Here is a 23551-nt window from a genome sequence, read left to right as displayed (position 1 = left end):
TGGAGTTGTCATGAGCCTCGACCCACAGTATTTCGCCGACTTGTATGCGACCAATGAAGACCCGTGGGCTTTTCGCACCCGTTGGTACGAGAAGCGCAAGCGCGAGCTGGTCATGGCCAGCCTGCCCCGTCAATGCTACCAGCGGGTGTTCGAGCCAGCCTGCGCCAACGGCGAGTTAAGTGCACTGCTGGCCGAACGCAGCGGGGAACTGCTATGCCAGGACCTCGATCCCACCGCCGTGGGGCTGGCCCGCGAACGCTTGGCTCAGGTGCACAATGCGTCTGTGGAACTGGCGCGGCTCCCGGCAGACTGGCCTGGTGGGCGCTTCGACCTGATCGTGCTGAGCGAGGTGGGCTACTACCTGGACCCCACCGACTGGCTGCAAGTCATCGAACAAGCGGTCGCCAGCCTGTCTTACGACGGCGGCCTGCTGGCATGCCACTGGAAGCACCCCATTGTCGGTTGCCCGCAGGATGGGCGTGAAGTGCATCGCATGCTGGCCCGCCACCTGCCCCTGTACAAACAGTTCCAGCATGATGAAGCGGACTTCGTGCTCGAGTACTGGTCAGCCCAGCCCAGTGTGGTCGACCTTGACGAGACTTGCCCATGATCGCCGTCGTGATTCCGGCCCACAACGAAGCCCGCCGCCTCGGCCGTTGCCTGCGTGCGGTGCTGATTGCCGCCGTGCAGGCACAGCAGGCTGGCCATCGGGTCGAGGTGCTGGTCGTGCTCGACCGCTGCAGCGATGGCAGCGCCGCCGTGGCGCGGCGTTTTGGTGTACAGGTGCTGGAGGTGGAGGCTGGCAGTGTTGGCATGGCCCGGCGGGTGGGCGCGGCGCACATGGTCGACCGTGGTGCGCGGTGGCTGGCCTGTACCGATGCCGACAGCCGGGTACCGGGGCACTGGTTGTTGTCGCAGCTGGCCTGCAGTGCCGAGGTTGTCTGTGGCACGGTACACGTCGAATACTGGCAGCCGTGGCAGACGGCCGCCCTGCGCCAGCTCTATCAAAGCCGCTACGAACAGCGCGAGGACCACCGGCATATTCATGGCGCCAACCTGGGGGTGTGCGCCGACGCCTATGCGCGAGTCGGCGGCTTCCAGCCCTTGGCCGCCCATGAAGACGTGCAACTGGTCAGCGACCTGCAAGCCAGTGGCGCGCAGATCGTCTGGACGGCCAGGCACAGCGTGGCCACCAGCAGCCGCCGTGACAGCCGCGCCCGGGAAGGCTTTGGCGATTACCTGGCGGGGCTGCAGGCTCTGGTTTGATCGAAGCGCTTGCGGGGCTTCGCTCAGGAAGCCTTGCGCGGCTTCTTCGCCGGCTTCTTGCCGCCGAGGCTGCGTTTCAGCAGCTCGGTAAGGTCGAGGATGTCCGCACCTTTCTCGGCGCTGGCGGCCTTGCCTTTCTCAACTGTAGCGATCTTGCCTTTGCTGGCCTTTTCTTCCACCAGGTCCAGAATGGTCTGGCGGAAGGCGTCATGGTAGTCCTCGGGCTTCCACGGCCCGCTCATGTCTTCGACCAGCCGCTTGGCCATGTCCAGTTCGCGCTTGTCGACCTTGGTATCGGTCACACTGCTGTCCAGCTCCAGGGTCTCCAGCCCGCGTACTTCCTCGGGCCAGCGCAAAGTGATCATCACCAGCGCGTCATCCAGAGGGCGCAGCAGCGCCAGGTGCTGGCGGGTGTGCAGTACCACCGTGGCCAGCGCCACCTTGCCGGTTTTTTCCAGCGTCTCGCGCAGCAATGCATAGACTTTGCCGCCGCGCCGGTCGGGGGTGAGGTAATACGGGGTATCGAAGTGCTGCAGGGGTATTTCGCCAGCCTCGACAAACGAGAAGATATCGATCGTCTGGGTGGCTTCAGGGCGAGCCTTGCGGATTTCCTCCTCGCTGATCACCACATAGCGGCCCTTTTCATACTCCACGCCTTTGACGATGTTGTCCTTGTCGATTTCCTTGCCGGTGACCTTGTTCACGCGCTTGTAGCCCACAGGCTCCATGCTGCGCTTGTCCAGCCAGTCGAAGTCTACCCGCTCGGTGCGCACCGCAGTGTTGAGGGCCACGGGGATATGCACGAGCCCGAAGCTGATAGCGCCTTTCCAGATTGCCCGAGCCATGACACTGCTCCAAAGTTGGCTGCCGATACCAACAGTGACTGCGCTGGGTGACGAAGGTTTAATGGCATTGCCCCACGGCCACCAATGGCCGGCAATCAGACCGCGTTGAACAGCACACGCTTGAACGCTTCGGCCGCCAGGTGAACCTGTACGGCCCAGTCACCGGCAGCCTCGCTGCCCGCGTCATCGGAGATGTACTTCAGGCACACGAACGGAATACCTTCGCTGCGGGCGATCAAGGCCAGCACGTAGGCTTCCATGTCGACCACATCGTAAGGCGCATCGCCGTGGTTGGTTTCGAAGCTGTCGCCACTGCCACAGGTTTCCAGGGCCAGGCCGGGTATGGCCGCACCGTGTTCGAGTAGCACCGGGGTATTCGCCAGTGGCGTCTCGTAACGGGCGAAACCCAACGGCGTCACGTCCATGTCGCGCTGCACGAAACGGTTGCAGCACACGACAGCGCCTTTGCCGTGGCGCTGGCTGCCAGCAGAACCCAGGTTGACGATCAGCCTGGGGCGGCGCACAGCGATAGCCTTGGTCAGGGCGATAGCGGCATTGACCTTGCCGATACCGGTGAACACGGTGTTCATTTCGCGGAACACCTCGCCCGCTTCGGCTTCAAGGGCGAAGACGAACAAGGTGTCCTCCAGGGAGATATCGGGGAATTGCGTGGTCAGCATCATGGTGCGGGTGGTCCGTGTGGCGGCAAGGGGCGCGCCATTGTCGGGCAACCCCGGCCAATTGCAAGTGCGCCGTACCACTTCTACAGGCGGGTAACCGTCAGGGCTACGGCGGCTATCCGCTCCACGGCTTCATAACCCGGCTCAGCCAGCTGTTCTCCGAACACATCAGGGTCGATTTCCCGATACACCCAAGAGCACGTGGTGCCGGCCAGACGCAGGCGAACAGCCTCGAGCAAGGAATCATGGCCGTCCACAATCGCCACACCGGTATACAACAGCAACGAGCCGCCCGGGGTCAGCCGCTCACGAGCCTGCTCGACAATCCGCAACGACAACGCGGCCCCCAGGGCGCCACCGCCATGCCGGTAGGTCCGCTCGCCCACATCGAGCATGTAGGGCGGGTTGGCAACGATCAGGTCGAAGTTGCCGGGCACATCGTCCAGCAGGTCACTGTGCTTCACCGAAATATTGCTGACGTCAGCCAACGCTGCATTCACGGCGGTGTAGCGCAGGGCAAGCGGGTTGATATCCACCGCAGAAACCTGCGCATGGTGCGCCGCCCGCGCGATCAGCAAGGCGCCAATGCCGGTTCCACAGCCAATGTCTACGGCATGCTCAACCCTGTTGGGGGTGTGTCGCAGGTGGTCATGGATAACCTGGGCGAAGCGGTAGCTGTCTGGGCCGAAGAACACCGCGTCCGCGGCCTCGGTCGGGTACGCGGAGTGGACCAGTATCAGGTCATCCAGCGTGGACCAGCGTATGGTGCTACGCCACACATCACCAGAAGCAGCAGTGAGGACGCCCGCGTGCTCCAGCTGGGCCATTTGATCGCCACTGAGCAGTCCGGCGCTGAACGGCCTGCTCCAGCCGAACACATCCCGCAGCGTTCGTCCCTGCTCGCCTGCGCAGCGGGCCATGACCCGCGCGTGGGTGGCCGGTGTCACGCAGGTAAACCGATAGCCATCGGCGCGCAGGCGCCGGCCCAATTGCAATAATGCACCGTCACTGGCCAGGCGTTGAGGGTCGCTGACCATTAGCGCGGTGCCTCCTGGATCATCCCTGTGGCCTGCAGATAGGCACGGGTGGCCCGCAGCCCTTCAGGCGTGGCGTGGTGGTTGCCGGCCATGCGTGCGATCAGCGCATCAATATCATGCGCGTCGACATCCACGGCCGCATCATCGGCGCATGCCGGCAACTGCCAGCTTCCGGGTAGCACGCGACGAACCCGCGACTGCCAACCTGCTGCGATCCAGTCGTGCCACAACTGCTTTTCATAGGCGGTGAACACACCGTACATAGGTGCTGACGGCCCATCCACGAGTGCCCACCAGCGGCTTTGCGCGGGTTCTTCACCGCGGCGAATCCAGCCCTGCGCCTGCAGCGCCTGCAGAAAGTGCGGCATTGCGCCAGGTTCCGCCAGCCATTGGTTGATGGTGCGCCCCTGCAGCCGGCACCGGTCTGAATGCATGAACTGGCCAAACTGGCGCTTCTGTTCCAAGGCCTGCACCAATTCCGCTTCGAGGTCGAAAAGGCTGACCAGGGTGGGTGTATCCACGCCAAGGTCATTCAGGCGGTAGCCGTGCCGTACTCGCTGGTAGAACCCGGAGGGGTCACTGCGCGGGCTGAGTTGGCGCAAGGCCTGGATTGACAGGTGGGCGTGACCGCTGGCGGCGTTGTCGATCGTGACATGCAATTGGAAATACTGGCCGTCGATGCCCAATTCGGCGAGTTCATAGGTGGTAATGAGCAAATGCAGCGGTGGTTGTTCGTAGCCGAGGTTGTAACCGATCAGCTCAGGGAGGAAGTCCTCACCGTAGCGACCCAGTGCCAGCTGCAGTGCACCCTGCAAATAGCGTTCGTCTTCAAGTTGCAACGGTTCCAGGCAACCCAGGCGGCTCATCAGCCGCTGATAGATCGCCACATGGTTCCAGCGCACATCACCGCTGCCCAATTCTTCCAGGTAGGTCCGGATCAACCCGTGGTAGCGTGGGTCTGCCCAATGCCGCAAGGTACTGTGCAACCACGCACCATCCACCGCCTTGGTCGGTGCCACCTGTTGCAGGAACCATAGCGCTTGCGCGCGCGTGGCAAAATAGCGGCGTGGCCCACCTTGCTGGCGTTGTGCCAAGTAGGCGGCAAAACCTTGAGCTACTTGCCCGGCGTGGCGCGCGCCCCAGGCTTCAAGCTCCACGGGGTCGGCTGGCAGGTCATCCGGCAAGTGCCGGGCACGCTCCAGTTGCTCATTCAACCATTGCGCGCCAGCGTTATCAGTGCCTGCCAGCAAGGCTTCGTAACGCTGTTGCAGGCTGGTTGTGGCCAGTGAGGCCGGAACTGTCGCGGCGGTCTTGCGTGTCATGACCGTCATGCCGTTTTCCTCATGCGCGTTTATTGGCTGGGTTTCTGACCTGGCATCGGTTCAGGATCGGGCGCAGGTTGGGGGGCGGGCTTTTCACTGGGTTGTTGCATTTGCAGGGACGGCTTGGTGGTGTCGGCGTCGTCTTTGCCGGGGTGGCCATTGTCTCGGTCGAAACAGCCGCCAACCAGCAACAGGGCGCCCGACAGGGCCGCCACAGGTAACCATTGCATAACGACCTCCAGGGCTACTCGATGGCAGTGCCGGTTCCCCGGCACTGCAGGGCCTCGTTTACGAGCGGCCGCCTTTGCGGCCCGATTCACTGGTTTGGCCGCCGCTGGAATGCTGCCCGCCCTTGCGGCCTGCCTCGGAGGCTTTTTCGCGGTCATTGGCGAAGTTGCCCGAGTTCTTGTTACCGCCCTGGCTGCCTTGTTGGTTGCCGGTACGGCTATTGTCTTTAGTGGCCATGGTCTGAAACCTCATATGATTTCGGGATGCACGGCTTCAGCGCCGTACATGAATTCGGAGTACAGGCTCGGGTTGGGATTCGTTTCAATTGGCAGGCTTCGGACCGGTGGCGTTAAATAAGCGGCAAGTCCTTATTTGGCGCGCCTTTCAGTCGCGCGGCGGGTTATCCATATTGGCCTGACGGCGGCCAAGCCAAGCGCCGGTGGCCGCCCAGGCCACGGCCATTACTGCCCCAATCAGCATGGCCAGTTGCGGGTGTTCGCCCATCACGTCCAGGGCACGCTTGAGCCAGCCACTGAGGGCGTCGCCACCCCGGTACACCACGGTGTCGATGAAGTTCTTGGCCTTGTACTTGTCCTCGGCCGGCAACACGGTGAACAGCATCTCGCGCCCCGGTCGTACCAGCGCATACTCCCCTGCACGGCGCACCACCATGACCATTACGAACACCGCGAACACCGGTGCCAGCGCCAGCCACAAGAAGCCCACTGCCATCACCAGCGGCACGGCCATCAGCAATATGCCTACCCCCAGGCGACGTGCCAGCCGCCCGGTGAGGAAGACTTGCGTGAGGATGGCCAAGGCTTGCACAACGCTGTCGATCAAGCCGAACACCTGGGTTTGCCGGGTAGGGTCGGTGAAAGTCTGGCTGACGATGCGTGCCTGCTCGAAGTACAGGAAGGTACTGACACTTGCCAGTAACACCACGAACAGCGCAATGCCCAACAGATAAGGCGAGCGCAGTACCGCAGTGGCACCGGCCAGTGGGTTGCCGCCCAGCGGCCTTGCGGCGCTGCGCTCGGCATGCGCTGGCAACGGTTGCCGCTGTCGCCAGCCCTGTAGAAACAGGCTTGCCCCGACGCTGCCGAGCAGGAATCCCGCCGCCAGCAGCAGCAACCCGTCGTGGCCCAGCGGTGCCACCAGTAGCGTGCCCAGGATCGGCCCGCTGAGGCCACCCAGGCTGGCCCCGGCGGCCAACAGGCCGAACAGGCGCTTGCCTTGGGCCGTAGAAAACAGGTCGGCGAGCACGCTCCAGGCCAGCGAGATGGTCAGCAGGTTGAACACCGAAAGCCAGATGTAGAACGCCCTCGCCGCCCACAGGTTGTCTGGCGTGCGGGTAAACAACACGGCGAACAGCAGCAGGTTGCTGACAAAAAAACCATAGGTACAAGGCAGGATGAACCGGCGTTGCACGCAACTGGCCAGCCAGCCGAACACCGGCAGGCATGCCAAGCTGGCGATGAAGGTTCCGGTGAACAACCACTGCAGGTTGTCAACGCCACCGGCAACGCCCATGGTTTCGCGCACAGGGCGCAGCATGAAGTAACCGGTAAACAGGCAATAGAACAGCAGCAAGCCGGCGATAACCGCCGGGCCTTCGCCGGGCTGTATGTTCAGCCCTTGATCCAGGCGCCGCCGCCAGGCAGTCATACGCTCAGGTGAATTGCCTGATCAGCGCCTGTTGCTGCGCCTGGGTAAGCAGTGGGCCGTGGCCAGCCTTGAGCTGGTCGAGCTGGCGATCTGGCCGACCCGTGGCGGGAATTACCGTCGTCACCGCCGGGTGGCTGATGGCGAACTTGAGAAACAGCTGCGCCCAGCTGCCGATGCCCGCTTCAGCGGCCCAGCCGGGCAACGGCTGGTCTTTGACGCGGGTGAACAGGCGCCCATCGTCGAACGCGCGGTTGATCAGCACCGCCACACCCCGCTCCTGGCACAACGGCAGCAATTCACGGGCCGCCTGGGGGGCACTGACCGAGTAGTTGATCTGGATGAAATCCAGCGCCTCGCTGCGCACCAGCTCGGCGACCTCGGCGTGGCCACTGTTCAGGTAATGGGTGATCCCCACATAGCGGGTTTTGCCCTGCTGCTTGAGTTCGCGCGCGTAGGGCAGTTGGGTTCGCCAGTCACGCAGGTTGTGCACCTGCAACAGGTCGACCTTGTCGGTACGCAGCCGCTTCAGGCTGTCAGCCCATTGCGCTTGGGCTTCTGCGCGGCTGTCGGCGGCAATCTTGGTGGCAATGAAACAGCGTGAATGCCAACCCCCCTCCTCCAGCAATTGGCCAAGAATGCTGTCGGCGCCACCGTAATTGGGCGAGGTGTCGATCACCCGCCCGCCACCGTCGAAAAAGGCCTTGAGCACTGCCCGCAGTTGCTGGTAGGCAGCCGAACCGGCTTCAACCTCGAAACTGCCGGAAGTCCCGGCGCCAATGACCGGCAGCGCTTCACCGCTGGACGGTACGGCGCGGGTCAACATGCCTGCCGGCGTGGCCGCGTGCAACCAAGGGGCGCTGGCCAATAGGCCTAACGTAGCACCCGCGCGTAGGACATCACGACGTGCATACATGGAAAAGCTCCCGTCATGCCAGGGAAACTTGCAAGGCTAGTCGCTCTACCCGGCGCGCGTGGGCGTTTCTGTGTCCGGATGTTTTTACCTGCCCTGCAGCAGCGGGCTCAGGTCGACACCGGTGGCGCTGATTGGCGGGCACCAGTAGTAGCCGCCGCTCAGGGGCCGGCTGAAGCGGTACAGGCCGTCGATGATGCCGTCCTCCAGGCCACTCATGCGCCGCAGTTGCACTTCGAAGGCATCGAAGCTGCGGCCCAGGGCAACGAAGGCCAGGCCGGCGCCGCGCTGATCGGCCCAGGATACCGAGCGGCGCACCATGAAGGCCTCGGGCTCGTAGCTTTCCTGGGCAGTACGCTTGACGTGTGCCGACTCGGGCGCGTCGTCGAGTTCTTCGTTGTCACTGAGGCGGCGGCCCATGATGTTGTCCTGGTCGGCCTGGGGCAGCGACTTGAAGTACGCCAGGTCGTGCTTCCACAGCTGAAACGCAGCAAAGCTGGAACCATCGGCAGCGATCGCTGCCTGCACCGCATCCTCGTCCACCGGGTTCTCAGTGCCGTCTTCGTACCCGGTCAGGTCCAGCCCACCTCGGTGCAGGAAACCGTCAACGCTGTCGGCCAGGCGCAGGGCCGGCGCCAACGCCTGCTCCAGTGCCTGGGCCCGCAGCAGCAGGTCGCCCCGCTCATTGCCACGCAGCCACAGCCACAACGCATGCTGGGTGCTGGGGTTCTCTACCGCCGCATCCAGCAGCGGGAAAGGACGCAGGCCAGGTACTTCACGCCCCAGGGCTTTGGCCATGGGCGCGCCTACGCCCAGAATCACCTGCACGCCATCGACCTGCGGTAGCAAGGCATCGAGGGCGGCAGGCAACGCCTCGGGCGATTGCAGGGTGAAGAACAGGTGGCGGGCGTGGGCCGGCACCGGGGTGGCAAGCAGACCTTGCTGGAACGGCATGACAGGCTAATCCTCGAAAAAGGCGGCATGCTACTGCGCCTGCGGGCTTGCTGCAACGCGCCATACAGCGCCGATGAGGGATGTCTCTGGTAACAAATGGTTACCAAGAGCTGGCTCTTTGCAATTACCTATCCACACCGGCCCACCTAGACTGCTTCGGATCCTTCGCCCGAGAGACTACCGATGACCGCCTCGCCCCTGCTCACCGCCGTTCTGCCCCTGGCCCTGGGCATCATCATGCTGGGCCTTGGCCTGTCGTTGACCTTGGCCGACTTCGCACGGGTAGTGAAATACCCCAAGCCCGTGGTGGTGGGCCTGGCCTGCCAGATTCTGCTGTTACCGCTGGTGTGCTTCCTGATCGCCAACGGTTTTGGCCTGGAGTCGGCGCTGGCGGTGGGGTTGATGTTGCTGGCCGCTTCGCCGGGCGGCACCACGGCGAACCTGTTCAGCCACCTGGCACATGGCGATGTGGCGTTGAATATCACCCTCACAGCGGTCAACTCATTGATCGCGATTCTCACCATGCCGCTGCTGGTCAACCTGTCGTTGAGCTGGTTCATGGCGTCGGACCAGGCCATACCGCTGCAGTTCGCCAAGGTCATGCAGGTGTTCGCCATTGTTCTGCTGCCGGTGGCGCTGGGTATGCTGATTCGCCGCTTTGCCCCCGCGTTTGCCGCGGGCATGCAAAAGCCGATGAAGCTGGTGGCGGCATTGTTTCTGGCATTCACCATTGTCCTGGCGCTGGCCAAGGACTGGCAGACGGTGGTCGAGTACGCACCGGTCGTGGGCCTGGCGGCGCTGCTGTTCAACATCTTGAGCCTGGCGGTGGGCTACTGGGTGCCGCGCCTGCTCAACATCCCCAAGCGCCAGGCCATCGCCATCGGCATGGAAATCGGCATACACAACGGCACGTTGGCCATTGCCCTGGCGCTGAGCCCGTCGCTGCTGAACAACCCGACCATGGCAGTGCCGGCAGCACTGTACAGCCTGATCATGTTCTTCACCGCCGCCGGTTTCGGCTGGTGGGTGAGCCGTGGGCACGCCGTGGCGCAGCCTGAAGGCGGCACCGCCGGGTAACGGCCAGGCAGTCAGCGCCGGTTGCGCTTGCCCCGCAGTTGCTGTTTCAACACCTTCAACGGCGGCGCGTAGAAGAAACCGAACGACACCCCTCCGGTGCGCCCCTTCACTGCATGGTGCAGCCGGTGCGCCCGGTACAGGCGTTTGAGGTAGCGGTTGACCGGCCGTGGCCGGCGCGGCCAGTGCCGATGAAAGAAACCATCATGGGCCAGTACATAAAGTACGCCATAGCCCGCCACGCCACCGCCCACCCACTGCAGCGGCGCATGGCCGCCCTTGCCCAGGGCGATCAGGGCGGCGGCTATCAGCGCCAGCGCCAGCAGGTAGAGGTCATTGGTTTCGAGCATGCCCAGCTGTGGCTCATGGTGCGAGCGGTGCAAGCACCAGCCCCAGCCATGCATGATGTACTTGTGGGCCAGCGTGCCTACGCCCTCCATGGCCACCAGGGTGCCGAACAGCACGGTCAGATTGAGCAGCATGGAACGGTCCGGGTGATCGCATAGGGTGGCGCAAGGTTACCGGCTGATGGTTTTTTTTTCCATGTGGCAGGCGCTGCCGCAGGGCATGTGCCGATTAAGCCATTGTCATCTTTGCACCCTTGACCGGCTTTGCCGCGGGGCGTATGGTCCGCGTCGCAATTTAGCCATCCCAACAGGAGACCCGCTTTGGACAGTAGCCCCAGTCGCTTGCGACAGGCCCACGTGGCGCGCTAGCCCGGCAGTGTCCTCTACTGTCTGGCCAGCCTGGCAAGACGGTGGTTTCGTGTAACCCCCGCTTCACCTCCCTCCCCCCGTGGTCCTGCGCATCTTTCTGGTTTTTCAACCGCGCCCAGTGAAGGCGCTCATGCGGGCCTGTGCCCGTGGAAGAGGTGAGCTATGGATTGGAACGTTTTTCTGCTGCGCGTCAGTGTCGCGTTGCTGCTAGGGGCGCTGATCGGCGCCGAACGCCAGTTGCGCCAGCGCCTGACCGGGCTGCGCACCAATGCACTGGTCAGTACCGGGGCCTGCCTGTTCGTGCTGATGACCCAGGCAGTGCCCGGCATGGCCGCTGCCGATGCCTCACGCGTTGCCGCTTATGTGGTCTCGGGCATTGGTTTTCTCGGCGGCGGGGTGATCATGCGCGACGGCTTCAATGTGCGCGGCCTGAATACCGCCGCCACCCTGTGGTGCACGGCAGCGGTCGGTGTCTTGTGCAGCCTGGGGCTGTTGCTGGAGGCCGCGCTGGGCAGCCTGGTGGTGCTGTGCGCGAATATCCTGCTGCGCGACATCGCCCAACGCCTTGACCGCCAGGGCGTGGTGCCCGCCAGCGAGCACGAACAGCATTTCGAAGTGCGCATCGTCTGCCGCGCCGAGGACGAGATCCAAGTGCGCAGCCTGATGCTGCACAGCCTGGCCGAACCGCAGCTACGCCTGCAGTCGCTGCAAAGTGCCGACCTGGACAACCCGGCCAGGCTTGAGGTGCGTGCAGAGCTGTTGGGCACCGCCCAGGCACCGGCGCAGTTGGAGCGCCTGGTCAGCCGGGTCAGCCTGGAAAAGGGCGTGAGTTCGGTGCGTTGGCAACTCCAGCAACAGGTGCTGGCCGTGGATTGAGCGCCACCGGGTTAGCTGCCGGTGGTGAAAAAAATTAAACCTTTGCCCTGCCCCGCCCCTCAACCGTACGCGACACTGAGGTCGCGCCAAGGTTTAAGGAGTGAAGCATGAGCAGTCTTTTCATCAAGCGTGTCGGGTTATCGATGGTGCTGGGTCTGGTATCGGCCCACACGCTGGCAGCCAGCTCCAATGATTTCGTCGATGCAGCGGTCGAATCCGGCATCGCCGAAGTGGTTACCGGCAACCTGGCCCAGGAGAAAAGCCAGAACGCAGAGATCAAGAGCTTCGCCCAGCAAATGGTCACCGACCATACCCAGGCCAACCAGAAGCTCGGCGACATCGCCCGTAAACTGGATATTTCGGTACCCGACGACCCGGCGATGACCGACAAGGTCAAGAAGATGATCCTGGAATGGCGTGACGAGTCGTTCGACAAGTCTTACCTCAACAACCAGGTCGATGCGCACGAGAAAGCGGTCGAGCTGTTCAAGAAAGAAGCTGCGTCCTCCGACAAGGCTGAGCTGAAGGCCTTCGCCAGCGAAACCTTGCCCAAGCTGGAACAGCACCTGGAGCACGCCAAGGCACTACAGGCCAAACACGCTAAGTGAACGTGAGGTTCGACATGAGTAGCGATGCACTGAAAAGCGAAGTACTCACCCGCCTGCTGCATGCTCACCCACAGGGGCTGGGCAAGGAAGTGCTGGACAACTATCGTGGCGAGAAGGCCGTAGCAGGCATGCTCAAGACCCTGCAGGATGACGGCCTGATTCATGATGGCAGCGTGGTGGTCAGCAGTGACCACCAAATCAGCGTCCAGTACCCCATCAAGCTGTCAGCGGCCGGTGTGGACGCCGCCAGGCGGGCCGAGGGCTAAGCGCTGGCAAACCGGGGATTTGCGCCGCCTGGCCTCACAGCCCGGGCAAATCCCTCGGTAAACTCGCCAGCCCATTTCGCTGAGCTGGCGGGCATTCCCTATTTCTTCTCCACATCCCTGGGTGGTTTAGCGGGGCCCTGCGGGTCAACCTGCGGATCGTCGAGGTCCGGCGAATCCGGGTCGAAACCCAGGTCACTCTGCTTGTCCGCCTGCTCCGACGAGTGCGGCCCCTGTTTGTGCGGTGGTTGTTTATCAGGCATGGCGCTATCTCCTTGAGGTGTTTAGGGAAGAAAGCGCTGCCACGAAAAAGTTTGATTAACCTGCTGCTTCGGCCACCCGCGCCCGGCACTGCGCCAACGCCTCGTCACGCTCGCGCAGTTGTTCCTCGAAGTGTTTCAGCTGCCGTGCTTGCTCGGCACACAGCTCGCGCCGCTGTTCCAGGCTCTGTGCCTGGGTCTCCAATTGCCGGCGCATTTCCTCACTGGCGCCCTGCGCCTGCGCCAGGATCGTGCGCAAACCCTGGATCTGCGCATCACGTTGCTCCAGCAATTCCCCCTGCGCCCGGCATTCGCTGGCCACTTGGCGGTGCTCACCGAGCAAGCGCTCGTTATCGCGGTGCAGGCGGGTCAGTTCGTCCTGCTTGACGATCATGCCCTGCTGCAATTGGCGCACTTCCACCTGCAACTGCTGCAATTGCGCCTCGTGCCGGCGTTGTTCCTGCTCGCGCTGCTCACGGCTGGCGCTGCGGTAATGCTCGAGGGCGTCGCGGGCATGGCGGTGCTTGTCTTCCAGTGACTGGATCTGTTCGTCCTTGTCTGCCAGGCGCAGCTGCAGTTCGCCCAGCGACTGGTTGAGGCTCGCACTGCGTAGCTGTTCGGCCTGCAACGTGCTTTGCGTGGACAGCAGCCGCTCGGATTCGGCAGCCAGTGCCGCGGCATCGATCTGGTGCTGCTGATGCGCTGCGGCCAGGGCTTGCTGCGCGCTTTCGAGCTGCGCCTGCAGCTGTTCACGCTGCTGGGTAAACGTGCTTTCGGCCTGCTCGATGGTCAGATCGGCCTCGTCCTGCAACTGGGTCGCCAATTGCCCAACCATGCGGGCCAGCACCTCACTCAATGCAACGCCACCTTCCGCGGCAACCGGCTGCTGGCCGTTCAGCTCCTTGAGGTAGCGATGAATGGTGGTCTTCGAACCGGTATTGCCCAGTTCGATACGAATGGCATCGATGCTGGGGTTTTCGCCCCGGGCTATCAGCGCCTGGCGTGCCTGCTGCACCACCACCTTGTTTATGCCGCCCCGGGCCATGAGTGCTCCTACAATTTCGTACTGTGTTATGTAGCATGTAATTACGTACTGATTATGCCAATGACGGCCTTGGTCAGTAAAGGTTTTCTCACATGGAATAATCGCGGCTTATCGCATGTGAGGGGTGAATTTGTGTGTTTGGTAGTGCTGGCAGCGGTACGAGGCTCTGCAACCACCCGCCTTGTGTCCCAGTCGCTTTGCCGCCACCATGAAGGTCCGGTTCCTGCCCCTGCGAAAAAGCACCCGAAACAAATGACCCTGGATAACTACAAGGCAATTGCCGACAGCATCGCGCTGTTGCTGTACCCGCACGCGGAAGTCATCGTCCACGACCTGCGCAGCCAGACAGTGGTGCACATCGCCAACAACTTCTCCCAACGCACCTTGGGTGACGACTCGGCGATCGATCATGAACTGGGCGACTTGCTCCAGGGCACGAACCTTGGCCCTTACGAGAAACTCAACTGGAACGGCCAGAAGGTCCGTTCGATCAGCACCGTGCTGCGCAATGCCCAGGGCGAAGCCGAGCACCTGATGTGCATCAACCTGAACGTGTCGGTACTGGAGCAGGCCCGTGTTGCGCTGGATGCGTTTTTCCAGATGAGCCGGCTGGTGCCGCAACCGGACGCGTTGTTCCGCAATGACTGGCAGGAACGCATCAACACTTTCCTGCATGGCTGGCTGCAGGCGCGCAACCTGTCACTGCAAACGCTGCGCATGAAGGACAAGCGCAGCCTGGTGCAGGCGCTGCATGCCGAGGGCGCGTTCCAAGGCCGCAGTGGCGTGGACTATGTGGCCAACGTACTGAGCATGGGGCGCGCGACCGTGTACAAGTACCTGAAAGAGCTCAAGGCCCTTTAAACCCGCTATCGCCGGCTTGCTGGGATGAGCACCGCGACGCATGTGCACGCCTGCTTGTCTCGAATAGAATAAACGTCTACGGTAGACGAATATTCCATCTCTATGTAGGTTTACAGCATGGCAGCCACTCCCGCTCTTGCGCCCATTATCGATGCCACCCAGTTGGATGGGCTTTTTCGGTCCATAAAGGATGCCCATGCGGCACTGCGCCCTGCCGTCAGTGTGACGCCACTGACCCGCAGCGCCCGCCTCTCGGAGCAGACCGGTTGCGATGTGCTGCTTAAATGCGAACACCTGCAGCACACCGGTTCGTTCAAGTTTCGCGGCGCCAGCAACAAGATCCGCCTGCTGCCAACCCAACAGCGGGCTGCCGGGGTGATCGCCGCGTCTTCGGGCAACCACGGGCAGGCGTTGGCAATGGCCGGCAACGCCGCTGGGGTGCCGGTGACGGTGTACAGCGCCGCTTCAGCGTCGGCCTACAAGCTGGCAGCGATGCGTGCCTTGGGCGCCGAAGTCATCTGCCTGCCCACCGACCCATTGGGTGCAGAACTGGAGGCCGCCAGGCAAGCGCGGCTGCGGGGTGTGCCGTTCGTGTCGCCGTACAACGACCTGCAGGTCATCGCAGGCCAAGGCACCCTCGCAATGGAGTTGTTCGAGCAGGCACCCGACCTGGACGCGGTATTCGTCGCGGTGGGCGGCGGCGGGCTGATTGCCGGTATCGGCGCCGCCCTGCGCGTGCTCAAGCCGGGCACCGAAATCATTGGTTGCTGGCCCGAAAATGACCCCGCATTGGCGCGCTCGCTACAGGCGGGTGAGATCATCGAAGTACAGGCGCGCCAAACCCTTTCCGACGGCACCGCCGGTGGCATCGAGCCAGGTGCTGTCAGCTTCCCGCTGTGCCAGGCGCTGGTCACCGGGACGGTGCTGGTCAGCGAGGACGAAATCCGTGCAGCCATGCGCGACATCGCCCGCCACGAGCGCTGGATCATCGAAGGCGCTGCGGCAGTTGCCGTCGCCGGCATGCAGAAATTGGCCAGGCAGTACCAAGGCAAGCGGGTTGCGGTGGTCCTGTGTGGCCGCAACATTGTTCTGGACAAGTTCCTCGAAGCGGTCGGGTGACAGCTGACGCCAGGGCCCGACATAGCGCCGGGCCCCAACCTGAACCGCTCAGAGCAGGCGCTGCACCTGGGCTGGCGTGCGCTGCATCAGCACCTTGCCATGGCGCACCGAGACCAGCGCATGCCCCTGGCTGCGCACCATCTCGTAGTCATCGGGTGCCGACAGCAGCAGCAGGTTGGCTGGGCGCCCCACCTCGATGCCATAGTGCTCGCCAAGGTTCAGGGTGCGGGCGCTGTTGTCCGTGATCAGGTCCAGGCAACGCTGCAAGTCTTCGTAGCCGAGCATGTGGCAGATGTGCAGCCCGGCTTCGAGAATGCGCAGGATGTTGCCGTTGCCCAGCGGGTACCACGGGTCCACGATGGAGTCCTGGCCAAAGCACACGTTCATGCCGGCGCGGTCGATCTCGGCTACCCGGGTAACCCCACGGCGCTTGGGGTAGTTGTCGAAGCGCCCTTGCAAATGGATGCTTTCGGTTGGGCAAGACACGAAGTTGATGCCCGACAGCTTCAACAGGAGGAACAGCTTGTAGCAGTAAGCGTTGTCATACGAACCCATCGCCACGGTATGGCTGGCGGTGACCCGGGCGCCCATGCCACGTACCCGGGCTTCCTCGGCCAGAACTTCAAGAAAACGTGACTGCGGGTCGTCGGTTTCGTCGCAGTGCACGTCTACCAGGCAGCCGCTGCGCTCGGCCAGGTCCATCAGGAATTTTATCGACGACACGCCCTGGTCGCGGGTGTTCTCGAAATGCGGAATGCCCCCCACCACGTCGGCACCAATGGCCACCGCTTCGGTCATCAATGCCCTGCCGTTGGCATACGACTCGATGCCTTCCTGCGGAAACGCGACGATCTGCAGGTCGACCAGCCCGCGGACTTCGTCGCGTACCTCGACCATGGCCTTGAGCGCGGTAAGCGTCGGGTCGGTGACATCGACATGCGTGCGCACATGCTGGATACCGTGGTCCACCAGCATGCCAATGGTTTTCTTGGCGCGGGCCTTGATGTCATCGTGGGTGGTGAACTGCTTGCGCTCGGCCCAGCACTCGATGCCCTCGAACAGCGTACCGCTCATGTTCCACCTCGGCTCACCGGCCGTCAGCGTGGCGTCAAGGTGGATGTGCGGCTCGACAAAGGGCGCTACCACCAGGTTCTGTGCAGCGTCCAGGTCGCCGGGCGCCTGCGCCACCACGTTTGCCTGCGGCACGATTGCGCTGATGCGCTCGCCAGCAAGTTCAATGCGGAACAAGCCGGGTTTGCCGCGCAGCCGGGCGTTGATGATGTTCATGCGGTTACTCCTTGCCGTGGGCTTCGCTCATGCGCCATACCAACATGGCGACCGAAGCATTCATGCGAAAAAGCGGGTCGTCGATCGACTGCCCGCTCAGTTGTTCGATGCGCTGTATGCGCTGATTGACAGTGTTACGGTGCAGGCCCAGGCGCTGGGCGGCTTTGAGGCTGTTGCCATTTTCCATGAGCAAGGCGTCGAGGGTGTGGACCAATGCAGTGGCTTGCTTACGCCCTGGTGCCAGCAGCGGGCCAAGGGTACGGCTGACGAAATCGTCGATCAGCGAGCGGTCGACGATGCCCTGTAGCAAGCGCAGCACGCCCAGCTCACTGAAATTGCAGTAACCACTGGCCGGGCGCAGGTGCCGGGCCACATCCAGTGCCTGGCGCGCTTCATTCAAGGCCTGGCGGTAGTGTGCACAGTCTTCGGCAAGGCTGGAAAGCCCCATGTACAGGCTTAACTCGCCGGCCACCCCTTGCAATTGCCGGTACAACCCGGCCAATCGTTCCGGCAGGTCTTGGGTGTCGGCCAGCAACACCACGAACAGGTCACCGGGCAGGTGCGCCGTGACGCTGCCCGGCTGCTGCCGGCACCAGGCTTGCAGTTGGTCCTCCAGGGCCTGGCGGGTGTGCTGCCAGCGCCGCTCGCCGAGCGTCAGCCCCAACCGCTGGAACAGCTCATCGACCCCGGCCAGGCGCAAGGCCAGCAGTCGGCGCGGCTCATCCAGCGCCAATTGCAGGTGCGCAGCGCGCTGCCGGGCAATCGCCAGGCTTGGGTAATCGCCACTGAGCAGTTGGCCGAGGATGTCGTTGCGCGAGCGGCGAACCTGGGTCATCTGCACCAGCGCAGTACCGATCAAGTGGGTGACCACCACCATTTTCAGGGCGTAAGGCTGTTCGATCAGTGGCAAACCCAGCTGCTCGGCACGGGCAATCACTGCAGGCGCAATGTGCTGGATGAAACTGCCGCCGGTGAGGATTACCAGCCCGGCAATGCCGACGGCGTCGCCGTCTTCGACCAGCGCAAGCAGGTTGGCCTCACCCCGTGGGTGGTTGATGCCGGTGACGAACACCAGCTCGCCGCCCATCACCCATTCGGCGATACCTTCGTTTTCTGCCACATAAGGCCAGCGTACTCGCCGTTGCAGGTTGCGCGCCCCGGCGCGCACGCTCATCTCGTGCAGGCCGGGCAGCTGCAGGATTTCTTCCAGCGCCAGGCTCACGGTTCGACGCCCGCCTGGGCCGCTGCGCGGCGCCCGCCCAGCTCAAGCACGACGATGTAGCACAGCGCCGAGGCGCCGATACCCACCAGCGGTGCCACCCAAGGCGACGCGTAGGCCAGTACGGCGCCAACGGCGTAGGCCAACAGCCCGACCAGGTTGTAACGGGGCAGCGTTGCAGTGCCCAGCGCCGGGTATTTGCCACGGTGGCGGTACCAGAAATCGGCCATGATCACGCCACCCACCGGTGGAATGATCGAACCCAGCAGCACCAGGAACGGGATCAGCATCTCGTACATCCCACCCATGGCCAGCACGATACCCACAGCGGCCGCCAACAGGGTCGCCGTGCGCCGCCGCTCGCTGCGCAGCAGGTGGCACGCGGCAGCCGAAACGTTGTAGATGGTCGGCCCCTGGATGGTCCACAGGTTCAGGCACAGCATGACCACTGCGGCAAAGGACAAGCCCTGCAGCATCATCACCTCGACGATATCGGCCTGCTGGTAGACCATGGCGCACCAGGCGCCTGCCACCACCATCAGGCCGTTGCCCAGCAGGAACGCGACCACACTGGCGCTTACCGCTACCCGCCCGCTGCGCGACAGGCGTGTCCAGTTGGTCGCCTGGGTGGCGCCGCTGGCAAAGGTGCCGAACACCATGGTCACTGCCGCGGAAAACGTCATGGTCTCATGCGGTACCACCGCCGCCAGGCCGGCGAACCCACCGGCATCCCGGGTGGCGATGTACATCGACACCAACAGCAGCACGAACATCAGCGGCACCGAAACCCGGGCCAGCACATCCAGCCCCTTGAAACCGAGGATGGCGGTGATGCTGAAGCCCAGGCCGAACACCACCATCAACGGCAGGCTGAAACCCTCTGCCAGGCCAAGCAACTTGACCAGCACGATCGCCACCGTGGCGGTGCCCCAGGCGTACCAGCCCAGTTCGGCGAAGCCCAGCAGGAAGTCGGACAGCCGGCTGCCTGCCTCCCCGAAACAGAAACGCCCCATCAACACCGTGTTCAGGCCGCTACGCGAGGCAATGAAGGCCAACGCGGCGGCATACAGCGCAAGCAAGCTGTTACCGAGGGTGGCGACCCATAGCATGTCGGCGAAACTGAACGCCATGCCCAGTTTGCCGCCGGCAAACATGGTGCCGGTGAAGAAGGTGAAACTGAACAGGACCATGGTGATCGGCAGCAGGCCCTTGCGGGCTGATGGCGGCGCTTCGCTGAGTGGAAATTCGCTGGGTGAGCTCATTGCACGGGGCTCCAGGTTGTAGTTGGGAGCAGCTGGAGCAAGATGCGGGCCGCTTTTTGCGGCCGCCAAACAGCGAAAAAACCGGGCATGCAGCCCATTGGTGCATGTGCACAGTGACCAGTAAAGCCGGGTTTTAGCCCGGTGAAAGTGTGCGGCTCGACTTCTTTTGAGGCATTCATGCACCAAAGCGGTTCCGGGCTGAGTAGTAACCACCCAGCCCGACACCGCACGCAACGTTATGCCGCCCCGTCCAGCCCCATCTGCCAGAAATCCGCTTCCAGGCTGGAGGCCTGGGCGAAAATGGCTGCCAGTTCGGCAAAACGCTGCTCGGTCATGCTGCGTGCTGCCAGCTCGTCGAGGTGCCGGCGAGCTGCCGCAGCCACGCCCTGGTAGGCTGTACCCGCGTACTCGCCAATCCACTCGCGGTACGGGTGGCCGCTCAAGTCGCCAATCTGTTCGGCCAGGGCGCGGCCGATTTCGGCATAGCCGACCACGCAGGGGGCCAGTGCCACCTGCAGCTCCAGCAGGTCCCCGGCAGCGCCGCAGTCCAGCACGTAACGGGTGTAGGCCACGGTGGCCTGATGCTCGGGCGCCGCTTCAATGTCGGCCTGGCTCAACCCCCAGCGCGCGCATAGCCGCAGGTGCAGCTCGGTTTCATCGAGAATGGCCGCGAGCGTGGTCTGTGCGGCACGAATGTCCGCCGGGCGTCGGCTTTTGTAGGCAGCCAGCGCCCAGGCCCGGGCAAACTGGACCAGGAACAGGTAGTCCTGCACCAGGTAGGTACGAAACGCTTGCTCGCTCAACGTGCCCGCGCCCATCTGCTGCACGAAGTCGTGCGTGACATAGCGGGCCCAGGGGCGGTTGGCGGCGGTTTTCAGGCGCTCGAAGATATCCATGCTCACTGGCCCTCCGGGTAGATAGCATCGAAGAAGGCCAGCTCCAGTGCCACGGTGCGTTGGTAGAAGTCACTGGCCAGCGCCGCCGCCTGCGGGCCTACCCGGTCCAGTTCAGCCTGCAGGAAGGCAACGAAGTCCTGGAAGGCCGGATTGTCATGCAGCGTGATCCATTCGGCATGGACAAAGTTCTCCGGCAAAGGCTTTGGCGCTTTAAGCGCCCAGTCCAGATACAGGCCCTCGGCAACGTTGAGCACCGCCAGCGCCGCCGCGTAGGAGCGGGTGGCGGCCGCTTCGCGCATGATCGCCTTGAAACCGGCGGTGGGTGCGGTATCGGCGGGTTCGCGCCGTTGCGCCGGGCTGACATCCAGCGCCTCGAACGCGCGCAGGAAATAGGTGTTCTCGTCGCTGCAGATCATGCCGGCAAAGCGGCCGAAGCGCAGCCGGGCCTCGAAGGTATCGGCGGTGGCGATGGCGGCACCGAGCAAGGTCAGGAAGCTGTCGAGAAAGCGGTGGTCCTGCACCAGGTAGTCGATCATGACCGGCGCCGGCAGGCTGCCGTCGCACAGTTGGGTCACGAAACGGTGGCCAACGGCGGCCGACCAGGTCGGTTCGCTGTGGCGGCGCAGGGTCTGGCTGAAGCGTTCGGTCATGGTGCTGTCCTTGTGGGGGGATGGCAGCGAGACCTTGGCACTGGGCATGGACGAGCCTCGCATGTGAGGCCGGCAAAAAGGCAGGTAACGACACGTATCGAGCCCATCCCTTCGCCGGCATGATCCGGATCAGGTTCGAAGGGTCACCGCGCTGCGATGCTCAGCGGTTTCTCAGCCCGTTGCCGGGCTCCCCTTGGTCGCGCTCAGGTATACCGTAGCGTGCCGCTGCTGTACAGCGCGCCCGATCACACCCGGGACAGCCGGGTGATTTAGGTTTATCGTGTAGCCATCCTCCACCGCCGCTTGCACCATGACCGATATCGAACGCTACCTGCGCGCCGCCACCCGCGACAACACTCGGCGTAGCTATCAGGCTGCCGTCGAACACTTCGAAAGCCACTGGGGCGGCTTTCTGCCGGCCACCGCCGAGAGCATCGCCCGCTACCTGGCCGAGCATGCCGACCAGCATGCCGTGAGCACCCTGCGCCAACGGCTGGCCGCGCTGAGCCAGTGGCACGTTGCCCAAGGCTTTCCCGACCCCACCAAGGCCCCCCTGGTGCGCCAGGTGCTGCGCGGCATTCGTAGCTTGCACCCGGCCCCGCCCAAGCAGGCAGCGCCGCTGCTGCTGCAGCACCTGCAAACGGCGGTCGCCTGTTTCGAAGAGGAAGCCGGCCAGGCCCGTGAGAATCACGACCTGGCCGCCTTGCGCCGCGCACGGCGCGATAGCGCGCTGCTGTTGCTGGGCTTTTGGCGGGGTTTTCGTGGCGATGAGCTGGCGCGCCTGCGCGTGGAGCATGTCCAGGCCGAAGCGGGTGTCGGCATCACCCTGTTCCTGCCACGCAGCAAGGGTGATCGCGAAGCGCTGGGGGTGCAGCACCGCACCCCCGCGCTCAAGGCCCTGTGCCCGGTCACGGCCTACCTGCAATGGCTGGAGGTTGCCGGCATTGCCCACGGGCCGGTGTTTCGCAAGCTCGACCGTTGGGGCAACCTGGGCGACAGCGCGCTCAACAGCAACAGCCTGGTGGGGCTGCTAAGGCGCATGCTGGCACGCGCCGGGGTTCCGGCAGCCTTGTACACCGGCCACTCGCTGCGGCGCGGTTTCGCCACCTGGGCCACCGCCAATGGTTGGGAGTTGAAAGCGTTGATGAGCTATGTGGGCTGGAAAGACGCCAAGTCGGCGCTGCGCTACATCGATGCGGCACAACGCTTCGGCGAACTGGCCGCCCTACCGGCCGGCCATGAGCAGGTGCTCATTCCCTGACGGCTGCGCAGCGCCACAGGCGGGCGATGTCACAGGCCCGCGCCTGCAGCAGCTCAGCAGCATCGGCACATGCCTGCTCCAGGCTCATTGGCCCACTGCTCAGGGCAAAGGCCGCATCCACGCCGTGCGCATACAACTGCTGGTAGCCCTCACCCAAGGTCCCGGCCAGTACCACCACCGGTACCCCGTGGCGCTTGGCGACCCGGGCCACGCCCATTGGCGTCTTGCCGCGCAAGGTCTGTGCATCGAAGCGCCCCTCGCCCGTCACCACCAGATCAGCACCTTGCACCAGGGCATCGAGCCCGGCCAGTTCCGCCACCACCACTACCCCGGGGCGGAACTGCGCGCCCATGAATGCCCGCGCGGCGAAACCCATGCCACCGGCGGCGCCACAACCTGGGTAGTCACGCACATCCTGACCCAGCAACTGCGCACAGTGGTCGGCAAAATGCCCCAGCGCCTGGTCCAGCGCCTGCACCTGCTGCGGGTTGGCGCCCTTCTGCGGGCCGAAGATCGCCGATGCACCATTGGCCCCGCACAGCGGGTTGTCGACGTCGGCCGCTACCTCGAACTGTACCTCAGCCAGGCGTGGGTCGAGATCGCTGGCATCGATATGCGCCAACTGCGCCAAAGCCAGCCCCCCTTCCTCCAGCGCCTGCCCCTGGGCATCCAGCAGGCGCAGGCCCAACGCACGCAACATGCCGCTGCCGGCGTCATTGGTGGCACTGCCGCCAATGGCCAGCACCACGCGCTGTGCGCCGGCAGCCAACGCGGCGGCAATCAGCTCGCCGGTACCCCAGGTGCTGCTGCGGCAGGCATCGCGCTGCCCGGTTGGGACCAGCTGCAGGCCACTGGCCTGGGCCATTTCGATGATTGCCGTGCGGCTGTGCGGCAACCAGCCCCAGCCGGCTTCCACGCTCTGCCCCAGCGGCCCGCGCACGGTCTGGCGGCGCAGCTCGCCGTCGCTGGCGGCAAGGATCGCGTCCATGGTGCCTTCGCCACCATCGGCCATCGGGCATTCGACCACCTGCACACCCGGGCAACCCTCACGCAAGCCGGCAGCGATGGCGCGCGCAACCCCGGCAGCATCGAGGCTGTCCTTGAACGAGTCGGGGGCAATGACGATCTTCATGGGGATTCTCCTGTCCTGATGGCGGCATGCTGACAGCTGTGCGCCCAGGCGGCCTCGGTCAAATGCACAAAACCCCGGGTGGGTTGTTTGGGCGGATGCCTTTGGCCTGTGG

Annotated in this window: 27 protein-coding genes and 1 riboswitch; of the genes, 9 read left to right on the top strand and 18 right to left on the bottom strand. The window is 63.9% G+C overall.

Annotated elements, in window-relative coordinates; all coding sequences use genetic code 11:
• Positions 1-10: 10 nt before the first annotated feature.
• Complete coding sequence (locus tag QME24_RS05455; protein WP_029886191.1) at positions 11-610, top strand: class I SAM-dependent methyltransferase; 600 nt, start codon at positions 11-13, stop codon at positions 608-610.
• Positions 607-1266 carry a glycosyltransferase gene (locus tag QME24_RS05450; protein WP_280091167.1) on the top strand — a complete coding sequence of 220 codons (660 nt, stop codon included), beginning with the start codon at positions 607-609 and terminating at the stop codon, positions 1264-1266. Before QME24_RS05455 ends, QME24_RS05450 begins: the two co-directional genes overlap by 4 nt.
• Before the next feature lie 23 nt (positions 1267-1289).
• Here the strand turns inward: QME24_RS05450 and QME24_RS05445 are convergent, their stop codons facing one another.
• The 9 genes from QME24_RS05445 to QME24_RS05405 form a co-directional block, all read right to left on the bottom strand.
• Positions 1290-2111: a Ku protein gene (locus QME24_RS05445; RefSeq protein WP_009686897.1), complete on the bottom strand. Its 822-nt coding sequence runs from the start codon at positions 2109-2111 to the stop codon at positions 1290-1292.
• A gap of 95 nt (positions 2112-2206) precedes the next feature.
• Positions 2207-2794, bottom strand: a complete 588-nt coding sequence (locus QME24_RS05440; RefSeq protein WP_182365478.1) for a nucleosidase — start codon at positions 2792-2794, stop codon at positions 2207-2209.
• An 80-nt stretch (positions 2795-2874) separates the two neighbouring features.
• Positions 2875-3828, bottom strand: coding sequence for a class I SAM-dependent methyltransferase (locus QME24_RS05435; protein WP_280091166.1), 954 nt, complete (start codon positions 3826-3828; stop codon positions 2875-2877).
• Entirely contained in the window at positions 3828-5159 is a 1332-nt protein-coding gene (locus QME24_RS05430) for an iron-containing redox enzyme family protein (protein WP_192440074.1), read from the bottom strand. The genes QME24_RS05435 and QME24_RS05430 overlap by 1 nt, the downstream gene beginning before the upstream one ends.
• A gap of 20 nt (positions 5160-5179) precedes the next feature.
• Entirely contained in the window at positions 5180-5380 is a 201-nt protein-coding gene (locus QME24_RS05425) for a hypothetical protein (RefSeq protein WP_009686901.1), read from the bottom strand.
• A 58-nt stretch (positions 5381-5438) separates the two neighbouring features.
• Positions 5439-5615, bottom strand: a complete 177-nt coding sequence (locus tag QME24_RS05420) for a KGG domain-containing protein (RefSeq protein ID WP_009686902.1) — start codon at positions 5613-5615, stop codon at positions 5439-5441.
• A gap of 147 nt (positions 5616-5762) precedes the next feature.
• A complete protein-coding gene (locus tag QME24_RS05415; RefSeq protein WP_280091165.1) occupies positions 5763-7046 on the bottom strand; it encodes an MFS transporter in 1284 nt (427 codons plus the stop codon).
• A gap of 4 nt (positions 7047-7050) precedes the next feature.
• Complete coding sequence (locus tag QME24_RS05410) at positions 7051-7959, bottom strand: aldo/keto reductase (protein WP_192440076.1); 909 nt, start codon at positions 7957-7959, stop codon at positions 7051-7053.
• A gap of 84 nt (positions 7960-8043) precedes the next feature.
• Positions 8044-8910: a Dyp-type peroxidase gene (locus tag QME24_RS05405; protein ID WP_054904704.1), complete on the bottom strand. Its 867-nt coding sequence runs from the start codon at positions 8908-8910 to the stop codon at positions 8044-8046.
• Between the two features lie 183 nt (positions 8911-9093).
• Between QME24_RS05405 and QME24_RS05400 the strand changes: the two genes are divergently transcribed.
• Complete coding sequence (locus QME24_RS05400) at positions 9094-9987, top strand: bile acid:sodium symporter family protein (protein ID WP_154211342.1); 894 nt, start codon at positions 9094-9096, stop codon at positions 9985-9987.
• A gap of 11 nt (positions 9988-9998) precedes the next feature.
• Here the strand turns inward: QME24_RS05400 and QME24_RS05395 are convergent, their stop codons facing one another.
• The gene (locus QME24_RS05395; RefSeq protein WP_009686908.1) at positions 9999-10466 is read right to left on the bottom strand and encodes a sterol desaturase family protein; all 468 of its coding nucleotides are present in this window, start codon (positions 10464-10466) and stop codon (positions 9999-10001) included.
• Between the two features lie 396 nt (positions 10467-10862).
• Between QME24_RS05395 and QME24_RS05390 the strand changes: the two genes are divergently transcribed.
• The 3 genes from QME24_RS05390 (at position 10863) to QME24_RS05380 (ending at position 12450) form a co-directional block, all read left to right on the top strand.
• Entirely contained in the window at positions 10863-11576 is a 714-nt protein-coding gene (locus QME24_RS05390; RefSeq protein WP_009686909.1) for an MgtC/SapB family protein, read from the top strand.
• A gap of 107 nt (positions 11577-11683) precedes the next feature.
• Positions 11684-12184, top strand: a complete 501-nt coding sequence (locus QME24_RS05385; protein ID WP_280091164.1) for a DUF4142 domain-containing protein — start codon at positions 11684-11686, stop codon at positions 12182-12184.
• 14 nt (positions 12185-12198) lie between these two features.
• Complete coding sequence (locus QME24_RS05380; protein WP_280091163.1) at positions 12199-12450, top strand: hypothetical protein; 252 nt, start codon at positions 12199-12201, stop codon at positions 12448-12450.
• A gap of 98 nt (positions 12451-12548) precedes the next feature.
• Here QME24_RS05380 and QME24_RS05375 read toward each other — a convergent pair whose 3' ends face one another.
• Together QME24_RS05375 and QME24_RS05370 are read right to left on the bottom strand one after the other, a co-directional pair.
• The gene (locus QME24_RS05375; protein WP_167524213.1) at positions 12549-12710 is read right to left on the bottom strand and encodes a DUF6021 family protein; all 162 of its coding nucleotides are present in this window, start codon (positions 12708-12710) and stop codon (positions 12549-12551) included.
• 55 nt (positions 12711-12765) lie between these two features.
• Entirely contained in the window at positions 12766-13752 is a 987-nt protein-coding gene (locus tag QME24_RS05370; RefSeq protein WP_212623928.1) for a DNA-binding protein, read from the bottom strand.
• 252 nt (positions 13753-14004) lie between these two features.
• Between QME24_RS05370 and QME24_RS05365 the strand changes: the two genes are divergently transcribed.
• Together QME24_RS05365 and QME24_RS05360 are read left to right on the top strand one after the other, a co-directional pair.
• Entirely contained in the window at positions 14005-14613 is a 609-nt protein-coding gene (locus QME24_RS05365; protein WP_192440080.1) for a PAS domain-containing protein, read from the top strand.
• Positions 14614-14730: 117 nt separating this feature from the next.
• Positions 14731-15732 carry a threonine/serine dehydratase gene (locus QME24_RS05360; protein ID WP_235767718.1) on the top strand — a complete coding sequence of 334 codons (1002 nt, stop codon included), beginning with the start codon at positions 14731-14733 and terminating at the stop codon, positions 15730-15732.
• A gap of 48 nt (positions 15733-15780) precedes the next feature.
• On the opposite strand, the gene codA is transcribed toward QME24_RS05360, so the two are convergent.
• The 5 genes from codA to QME24_RS05335 all read right to left on the bottom strand — a co-directional run bounded on the left by codA (position 15781) and on the right by QME24_RS05335 (position 21046).
• A complete protein-coding gene (codA, locus tag QME24_RS05355) occupies positions 15781-17019 on the bottom strand; it encodes a cytosine deaminase (RefSeq protein WP_280091162.1) in 1239 nt (412 codons plus the stop codon).
• 4 nt (positions 17020-17023) lie between these two features.
• The gene (locus QME24_RS05350) at positions 17024-18241 is read right to left on the bottom strand and encodes a PucR family transcriptional regulator (RefSeq protein ID WP_054904711.1); all 1218 of its coding nucleotides are present in this window, start codon (positions 18239-18241) and stop codon (positions 17024-17026) included.
• A complete protein-coding gene (gene codB / locus QME24_RS05345; RefSeq protein ID WP_154211343.1) occupies positions 18238-19500 on the bottom strand; it encodes a cytosine permease in 1263 nt (420 codons plus the stop codon). Before codB ends, QME24_RS05350 begins: the two co-directional genes overlap by 4 nt.
• Before the next feature lie 236 nt (positions 19501-19736).
• On the bottom strand, positions 19737-20396 hold the full coding sequence (tenA, locus tag QME24_RS05340) for a thiaminase II (protein WP_054904713.1): 660 nt from the start codon (positions 20394-20396) through the stop codon (positions 19737-19739).
• A gap of 2 nt (positions 20397-20398) precedes the next feature.
• Positions 20399-21046, bottom strand: coding sequence for a TenA family protein (locus QME24_RS05335; RefSeq protein ID WP_054904729.1), 648 nt, complete (start codon positions 21044-21046; stop codon positions 20399-20401).
• 89 nt (positions 21047-21135) lie between these two features.
• Positions 21136-21250, bottom strand: a riboswitch (TPP riboswitch).
• Positions 21251-21356: 106 nt separating this feature from the next.
• On the opposite strand from QME24_RS05335, the gene QME24_RS05330 reads away from it, so the two are divergent.
• Positions 21357-22307 (top strand): site-specific integrase, encoded by a 951-nt coding sequence (locus QME24_RS05330; RefSeq protein ID WP_280091699.1) that lies wholly within the window; start codon positions 21357-21359, stop codon positions 22305-22307.
• On the opposite strand, the gene QME24_RS05325 is transcribed toward QME24_RS05330, so the two are convergent.
• Positions 22297-23439, bottom strand: coding sequence for a glycerate kinase (locus tag QME24_RS05325; RefSeq protein ID WP_054904715.1), 1143 nt, complete (start codon positions 23437-23439; stop codon positions 22297-22299). The genes QME24_RS05330 and QME24_RS05325 overlap by 11 nt on opposite strands.
• Positions 23440-23551: the final 112 nt, after the last annotated feature.

It is taken from the genome of Pseudomonas sp. PARCl1, from assembly GCF_947311875.1.
GTDB classification, from domain to species: Bacteria; Pseudomonadota; Gammaproteobacteria; order Pseudomonadales; family Pseudomonadaceae; genus Aquipseudomonas; species Aquipseudomonas juntendi.
Note: the sequence above shows the minus strand (reverse complement) of the source record. Positions and strands in the feature narration are given on the sequence as shown.